This is a genomic window from Phycicoccus avicenniae, assembly GCF_050496545.1.
Classification (GTDB): domain Bacteria; phylum Actinomycetota; class Actinomycetes; order Actinomycetales; family Dermatophilaceae; genus Phycicoccus; species Phycicoccus avicenniae_A.
On record NZ_JBNVZV010000037.1, the window covers coordinates 25,561 to 31,831 of the forward strand.

Here is a 6,271-nt window from a genome sequence, read left to right on the forward strand (position 1 = left end):
GATGACCGCCACGGCGACCACGCCCCCCACCCGTCGGCACGGCGAGGAGCCACTGCTCTCCGTCCGCGACCTGCGCGTCACCTTCACCCGGCAGGGCGAGGAGGACTTCACCGCCGTCGACGGCGTCTCCTTCGACGTCCGGCCCGGCCAGACCGTCGGCCTCGTCGGCGAGTCCGGCTGCGGCAAGTCGGTCACCTCGCTGGCGATCATGGGCCTGCTCCCGGAGCGCGGGAACCGCGTCGAGGGCAGCGCGACCTTCGACGGCACCGACCTGCTGCGCCTCTCCGGCTCCGAGATGCGCGACCGGCGCGGCCGGGACATCGCGATGATCTTCCAGGACCCGCTCTCCTCGCTGAACCCGGTCGTGCCCGTGGGGCTCCAGGTCACCGAGATCCTCGAGCGGCACCGCAAGATGTCGCGCAAGGCCGCCACGCCGCTGGCCCGCGAGCTGCTCCAGCGGGTCGGCATCCCCGACCCCGACCGCCGGCTCAAGGACTACCCGCACCAGATGTCCGGCGGGATGCGCCAGCGCGCGCTCATCGCGATGGCCCTGGCGTGCGCGCCCCGGCTGCTGATCGCCGACGAGCCGACCACCGCGCTCGACGTGACCATCCAGGCGCAGATCCTCAGCCTGCTCAAGGAGCTCGTCCAGGAGACCGGCACGGCCCTGGTGATGATCACGCACGACCTCGGCGTCGTCGCCGGGCTCTGTGACGAGGTCAACGTCCTCTATGGCGGCCGCATCGTCGAGCGGGCCGAGCGGCACGCGCTCTTCGAGCAGCCGCGCCACCCGTACACGAACGGCCTGCTGGCCTCCATCCCCCGGCTCGACTCGGCCCGGGCGCCGCTGACGCCCATCCCGGGCTCGGTGTCCGACAACCTGCCGTGGGCGAGTGCCTGCGCGTTCGCCCCCCGCTGCTCGCAGCCGGTGGAGGCCTGCACGCAGCGAACGCCCGAGCTCGAGGAGTCCGCCGGGCGGGCCCTGCGCTGCTTCAACCCCGTGGAGGTCACCCGATGACGACGACCGCCGAGCCCGCCGGGACGGCCCCCGAGGCCGACGAGCGCGACCTGCTCGTCGACGCCCGTGGCGTCAAGGTGCACTTCCCCATCAAGCGCGGCGTCATCTTCGACAAGGTGATCGGGCACGTCTACGCCGTCGACGGCGTCGACCTGCAGATCCGCCGCGGCGAGACCTACGGGCTCGTCGGCGAGTCCGGCTGCGGCAAGTCCACCCTCGGGAAGGCGATCCTCAACCTCGAACCGCCCACGGAGGGAACGGTTCTCGTCGACGGTACGGACGTGTCGTCGCTCAAGGGTGCGGAGCTGCGCAAGCGCCGCAAGGACTTCCAGATGGTCTTCCAGGACCCGATGAGCAGCCTCGACCCGCGCCAGTCGGTCGAGTCGCTCCTCGTCGAGGGGATGAAGGCGCACGGGCTGGCCGACGACGAGAAGGCCACCGCGACGCGGCTACGCGAGCTGCTCAAGGCCGTCGGCCTGCCCGCAGCGGCGCTCAAGAAGTACCCGCACGAGTTCTCCGGCGGCCAGCGCCAGCGCATCGGCATCGCCCGGGCCCTGGCCGTCGAGCCCAAGCTGATCGTCGCCGACGAGCCGGTCTCGGCGCTCGACGTGTCGGTGCAGGCGCAGGTCATCAACCTGCTCGAGGAGCTCCAGGACGAGTTCGACCTCACCTACCTCGTCGTCGCCCACGACCTCGCGGTGGTGCGCCACATCAGCGACCGGATCGGGGTCATGTACCTGGGCGGCATGGTTGAGGAGGCCGAGGCCGACGACCTCTACGCCACTCCCCTGCACCCATACACACGGGCCCTGCTGTCGGCCGTGCCGCTGCCCGACCCGGCGGCCGAGGACGCGCGCGAGCAGATCCTGCTCGTCGGCGACCTGCCCTCGCCCTCGCGCCCGCCGACCGGGTGCCGCTTCCACACCCGCTGCCCGTGGCGGCAGGAGACGCGCTGCGACGACGAGCGGCCCGAGCTGCGGGTCGTCGAGGTCGACGGCGTGCCGGCCTCGCACCGGGTCGCCTGCCACTTCGCCGAGGAGATCGCCCAGGGCGAGATCGAGCGGCACGAGGTGACGGCGACGGCGACGGTCCAGGACTGGCGCGGTGGCGACGACGGCGACGCCATCGGGCCGGCCTCGGTGGCCGAGGCGCAGATCGACCCTCGGGGCAACCAGGCCGGCAACGGCGGAGGATTCTGAGGCGTTCCGACGGGTGAGGCTCACCTGAGGTGCCGTGGGCGCCGCGGGTGGCCGATGATGGCGGGATGAGCCGACTCCTCACCGACGACGAGGTCACCCGCCAGCTCGCCGACCTGCCCGGGTGGGTGCGCGAGGGCGACGCCATCGTGGCGACCATCGAGGCGCCCGACTTCCCGGCCGCGATCCGCCTGGTCGCCGCGGCGGCCGACGACGCCGAGCAGATGAACCACCACCCGGACATCGACATCCGGTGGCGCACGACGCGCTGGCTGCTCACGACCCATGACGCCGGCGGGCTGACCCAGCTCGACGTCGAGCTCGCGCACCGCATCTCGGCGGCGGCGCGGGCCGAGGGAGCGACCCTCGGTGGCTGACGCGCGCCCCGCCTCGACGACCCCCGAGGCGGCCGCGGCCGCCCTCGAGACCCACCACGAGGCCCACGACGGCTCGATGGCCGCCCGGCTCAACTGGCTGCGCGCCGGGGTGCTCGGCGCCAACGACGGCATCGTCTCGACCGCCGGCCTCGTCATCGGCGTCGCCGCGGCCACGACCGAGCGCGGGCCGGTGCTCACCGCCGGCCTGGCCGGCCTCGCCGCGGGGGCGATGAGCATGGCGGTCGGCGAGTACGTGTCGGTCAGCACGCAGCGCGACTCCGAGCGCGCGCTCATCGCCAAGGAGGTCCGTGAGCTGCGCGAGGAGCCCGAGGCCGAGCTCGCCGAGCTGGCGGGCATCTACGAGGGCAAGGGCCTCTCCCCCGACCTCGCCCTGCAGGTCGCCACAGAGCTGACGGCGCACGACGCCCTCGCGGCGCACGCAGAGGTCGAGCTGGGCATCGACCCCGAGAACCTCACCAACCCGTGGCACGCGGCGTGGGCCTCGATGGTGGCGTTCACCGTCGGGGCGCTGCTGCCGCTGCTCGCCGTCGTGCTGCCGCCGACCGCCTGGCGGGTTCCGGTGACGGTCGTGGCGGTGGTGCTCGCGCTGGCGTTCACCGGGCTGGTCAGCGCACGGCTCGGCGACGCCGACGCTCGCCGCGCCACCGTGCGCGTCGTCATCGGGGGGCTGCTCGCGATGGCCGTCACGTACGGCATCGGCTCGCTCGTCGGCACCCAGGTCGGCTGAGCGTGGCCCGCCTCCTCGTCGTCCAGCACGAGCCGGACGCCCCCCTCGCCTGGCTCGGCGAGTGGTGGGCCGCGGCCGGGGTGGAGCTCGACGTCGTCCGTGGCGACCTCGGGCAGCCGGTGCCCTCGCGGCTCGCGGGGTCCGGCGCCGACGGTCTGGTCGTTCTCGGCGGCGCGATGGGCGCGAACGACGACGCCGAGCACCCCTGGCTGACGCCGACCAAGGAGCTCGTCCGCGACTCGGTGCGGCGCGGGCTGCCGGTGCTCGGGGTCTGCCTCGGGCACCAGCTCGCGTCGGTGGCGCTCGGCGGGCGGGTGGGGCGCAACCCGACCGGCCGGACCATCGGGCTGGTGCCGGTGGCGCTCACGCCGGAGGGTCAGGGCGACCCGCTGCTGGCCGGGCTCGGCGGCTCGCCGGCGGTGCACTTCAACGACGACGTCGTGCTCGACGTGCCGCCGGGCGCCAGCGTGCTGGCGCGGCTGCCCGACGGCCGGCCGCAGGCGCTGCGGTTCGGGTTGCGGGCGTGGGGCGTGCAGTTCCACCCCGAGACCTCGCCGGAGGTCTTCGCCGACTGGCTGCGGTGGGAGCGCCCCGACGGCCTGACCGACGCCGACCGCGAGGTGCTGGCCTCGGTCGAGGCCGGCCGCGAGGCGCTGCGCGCGGCCTGGGCCCCCCTGGCCGAGCGCTTCCTCACCCAGCTCCCCTGACGGCCCGCCCGCCGGCTTCGGTTCGAGGTATCCCGCTGCCGTCTCACGGTGGCCGGATAGCTCGAACCGTCCGGCTACCGGCTGCGGAGGGCCTCGAAGAGGGGCTCGGCGAGCGCCGACTCGCGGATGTCGTCGAGGTCCACCGGCTCGCCGTCCGGGCCGGCCAGCGGCAGGCGCCAGTTGGGGTACTCGTCGTTAGTTCCCGGCTGGTTGATGGCCCGCCGGTCGCCGACGACGTCGGGCAGCGAGACGGCGAGCATCCGGCTCGGCGTCTGAGCGAGCCACCGGTGGAGGGCCACGACCGTCTCGTCGACGTCGGCGCCCGGCGCCAGCAGCCCCCGCGCCTCCAGTGCCTCACGCACCCGCCCGATGGCCGACTCCTCGACCGCCCGCTCCTCCTCGACCGGCCGGGTCAGCAGCCCGAGCCGCTCGCGCACCGCGACGTGCTCGAGGGTCAGGTACCCGGCGGTCGGCGGCAGGTCGTGCACCGTCACCGTCGAGAGGCACAGGTCGCGGTAGGACTCCGGCGGGCGCACCCGGTCCTCGTCCCACTCGAACCAGAGGATGGACGTGCCGAGCAGCCCGCGCTCGGTCAGCACCTGCCGCACGTTGGGCGCCACGACCCCGAGGTCCTCGCCGATGACGACCGCCCCCGCCCGCTGCGCCTCGAGGACGAGGATGCCGAGCAGCGCCTCCTCGTCGTAGTACACGTAGGTGCCCTCGGCGGGGGTGCCGCCGGCCGGGATCCACCACAGCCGGAACAGCCCGAGGATGTGGTCGACCCGGATGCCGCCGGAGTCGCGCAGCACGGTGCGCACCATGTCGCGGAACGGCGCGTAGCCCTGCTCGGCCAGCCGGTCCGGGCGCCACGGCGGCTGGCTCCAGTTCTGCCCGAGCTGGTTGAACTGGTCCGGCGGGGCCCCGACCGTCACCCCGCGGGCCAGCGCGTCGCCGAGCGCCCACGCGTCGGCACCCACGGGATGCACCCCGACGGCCAGGTCGTGGACCACGCCGAGGGACATCCCCGCCGCCTGCGCCTCGCGCTGGGCCGAGGCCAGCTGCCCCTCGAGCAGCCACTGCATCCACCGGTGGAGGTCCACGGCGCCGGGGTGCTCAGCCCGGAAGGCGTGCACGGCCGGACCGTCCGGGTCCTGCAGCTCGGCGGGCCACGCGGTGAACGGCAGCCCGTGGTGGTCGGCCAGCGCGCACCACGTCGCGAAGTCGAGCAGCCCGCGACCCTCGCGCTCGCAGAACTCGGCGAACGAGGCCGCCCGCGCGCCCGCCAGCCCGGCGTCGTGCACCAGCTCGAGCGCCTCGCGCTTGAGCGTCCAGGCGGCGTCGCGGTCGATCCGCTCGGCGGCGTCGAGGGCGCGGGCCCGGGCCGCGAGGCCGAGGAAGCGCCGGTGCGCGGCCGGGTCGAGCGCCGCGACCTCGGGCACGTCCTCGACGCGCAGGTAGAGCGGGTTGACGAAGCGCCGCGTCGTCGGCAGGTACGGCGAGGCCTCCATCGGCCCGGACGGCTCCGCGGCGTGCAGCGGGTTGACGAGCACGAAGTCGGCGTCGTGCGCGGCCGCGGCCCACGTCGAGAGGTCCGCGAGGTCGCGCAGGTCACCCACGCCCCACGAGCCGGGCGAGCGCACCTGGTACAGCTGGGCCATCAGCCCGACGACCCGGCGCGAGGCCACCGGCTCGGGGAGCTCGAGGCGCTCGGGGGTGACGACGAGGACGCTCGTCAGCGTCGTGGGGTCGAGCGGCGCTGCGTCGACCTCCGCGACCAGCCGGTGCCAGCCCAGCGGCAGGTCGACCGGCACCGCGAACGTCGCCTCTCCGACGGCGGACCCGTCGACGACGCGGTCCGGCACCCAGCGGTCCACCTGCTCCAGCGTGCGGCGACCGCCGTCCTCGAGCTCGGCGTGCACGGCCACACCCGCGCCGGCCGGCACGTGGACGGCGACCTCCCGGGCGCGGCCGGCCCGCGCGACCACGGTGGCCGGCAGGGTCCGACGCCACGGCGCGTCGGCGTGGTCGGCCAGGGCCGCGTCCACCTCGTCGTCGTCGGCCGCGGCCACCCCGAGGGCGGCGAGCACGGCGCGGATGGACTCGGCCGAGACGGCGACGTGCTGTCCCACCCAGTCCCAGTACTCGGTCGCGACGCCGTGGGCCTGGGCGAGCTCGACGAGCCGGGGCGAGGGGGTGGAGGGCATGGGCCCATCCTGCCAACTGCC

Annotated in this window: 6 protein-coding genes; 5 read left to right on the forward strand and 1 reads right to left on the reverse strand. The window is 74.9% G+C overall.

Features of this window, described 5'->3' with window-relative positions; translation table 11 throughout:
- The first annotated feature begins 1 nt into the window (after position 1).
- From ACQZ2A_RS20370 to ACQZ2A_RS20390, 5 genes are all read left to right on the forward strand, one after another.
- Positions 2-1,018, forward strand: a complete 1,017-nt coding sequence (locus ACQZ2A_RS20370) for an ABC transporter ATP-binding protein (RefSeq protein ID WP_430214630.1) — start codon at positions 2-4, stop codon at positions 1,016-1,018.
- On the forward strand, positions 1,015-2,217 hold the full coding sequence (locus ACQZ2A_RS20375) for an ABC transporter ATP-binding protein (RefSeq protein WP_430214631.1): 1,203 nt from the start codon (positions 1,015-1,017) through the stop codon (positions 2,215-2,217). The genes ACQZ2A_RS20370 and ACQZ2A_RS20375 overlap by 4 nt, the downstream gene beginning before the upstream one ends.
- A 65-nt stretch (positions 2,218-2,282) precedes the next feature.
- Positions 2,283-2,591, forward strand: coding sequence for a 4a-hydroxytetrahydrobiopterin dehydratase (locus ACQZ2A_RS20380; RefSeq protein ID WP_430214633.1), 309 nt, complete (start codon positions 2,283-2,285; stop codon positions 2,589-2,591).
- Positions 2,592-2,667: 76 nt separating this feature from the next.
- Positions 2,668-3,339, forward strand: coding sequence for a VIT1/CCC1 transporter family protein (locus ACQZ2A_RS20385; RefSeq protein WP_430214641.1), 672 nt, complete (start codon positions 2,668-2,670; stop codon positions 3,337-3,339).
- Positions 3,340-3,341: 2 nt separating this feature from the next.
- Positions 3,342-4,046 carry a type 1 glutamine amidotransferase gene (locus tag ACQZ2A_RS20390; RefSeq protein WP_430214635.1) on the forward strand — a complete coding sequence of 235 codons (705 nt, stop codon included), beginning with the start codon at positions 3,342-3,344 and terminating at the stop codon, positions 4,044-4,046.
- Positions 4,047-4,120: 74 nt separating this feature from the next.
- Here ACQZ2A_RS20390 and malQ read toward each other — a convergent pair whose 3' ends face one another.
- Positions 4,121-6,250 (reverse strand): 4-alpha-glucanotransferase, encoded by a 2,130-nt coding sequence (gene malQ, locus ACQZ2A_RS20395; RefSeq protein ID WP_430214636.1) that lies wholly within the window; start codon positions 6,248-6,250, stop codon positions 4,121-4,123.
- Positions 6,251-6,271 lie beyond the last annotated feature (21 nt).

Coding starts and splice junctions, on each gene's coding strand:
- ACQZ2A_RS20375 (WP_430214631.1), top strand. CDS start 1,015: ATGACGACGACCGCCGAGCCCGCCGGGACGGCCCCCGAGGCCGACGAG.
- ACQZ2A_RS20380 (WP_430214633.1), top strand. CDS start 2,283: ATGAGCCGACTCCTCACCGACGACGAGGTCACCCGCCAGCTCGCCGAC.
- ACQZ2A_RS20385 (WP_430214641.1), top strand. CDS start 2,668: ATGGCCGCCCGGCTCAACTGGCTGCGCGCCGGGGTGCTCGGCGCCAAC.
- malQ (WP_430214636.1), bottom strand. CDS start 6,250: ATGCCCTCCACCCCCTCGCCCCGGCTCGTCGAGCTCGCCCAGGCCCAC.
- ACQZ2A_RS20370 (WP_430214630.1), top strand. CDS start 2: ATGACCGCCACGGCGACCACGCCCCCCACCCGTCGGCACGGCGAGGAG.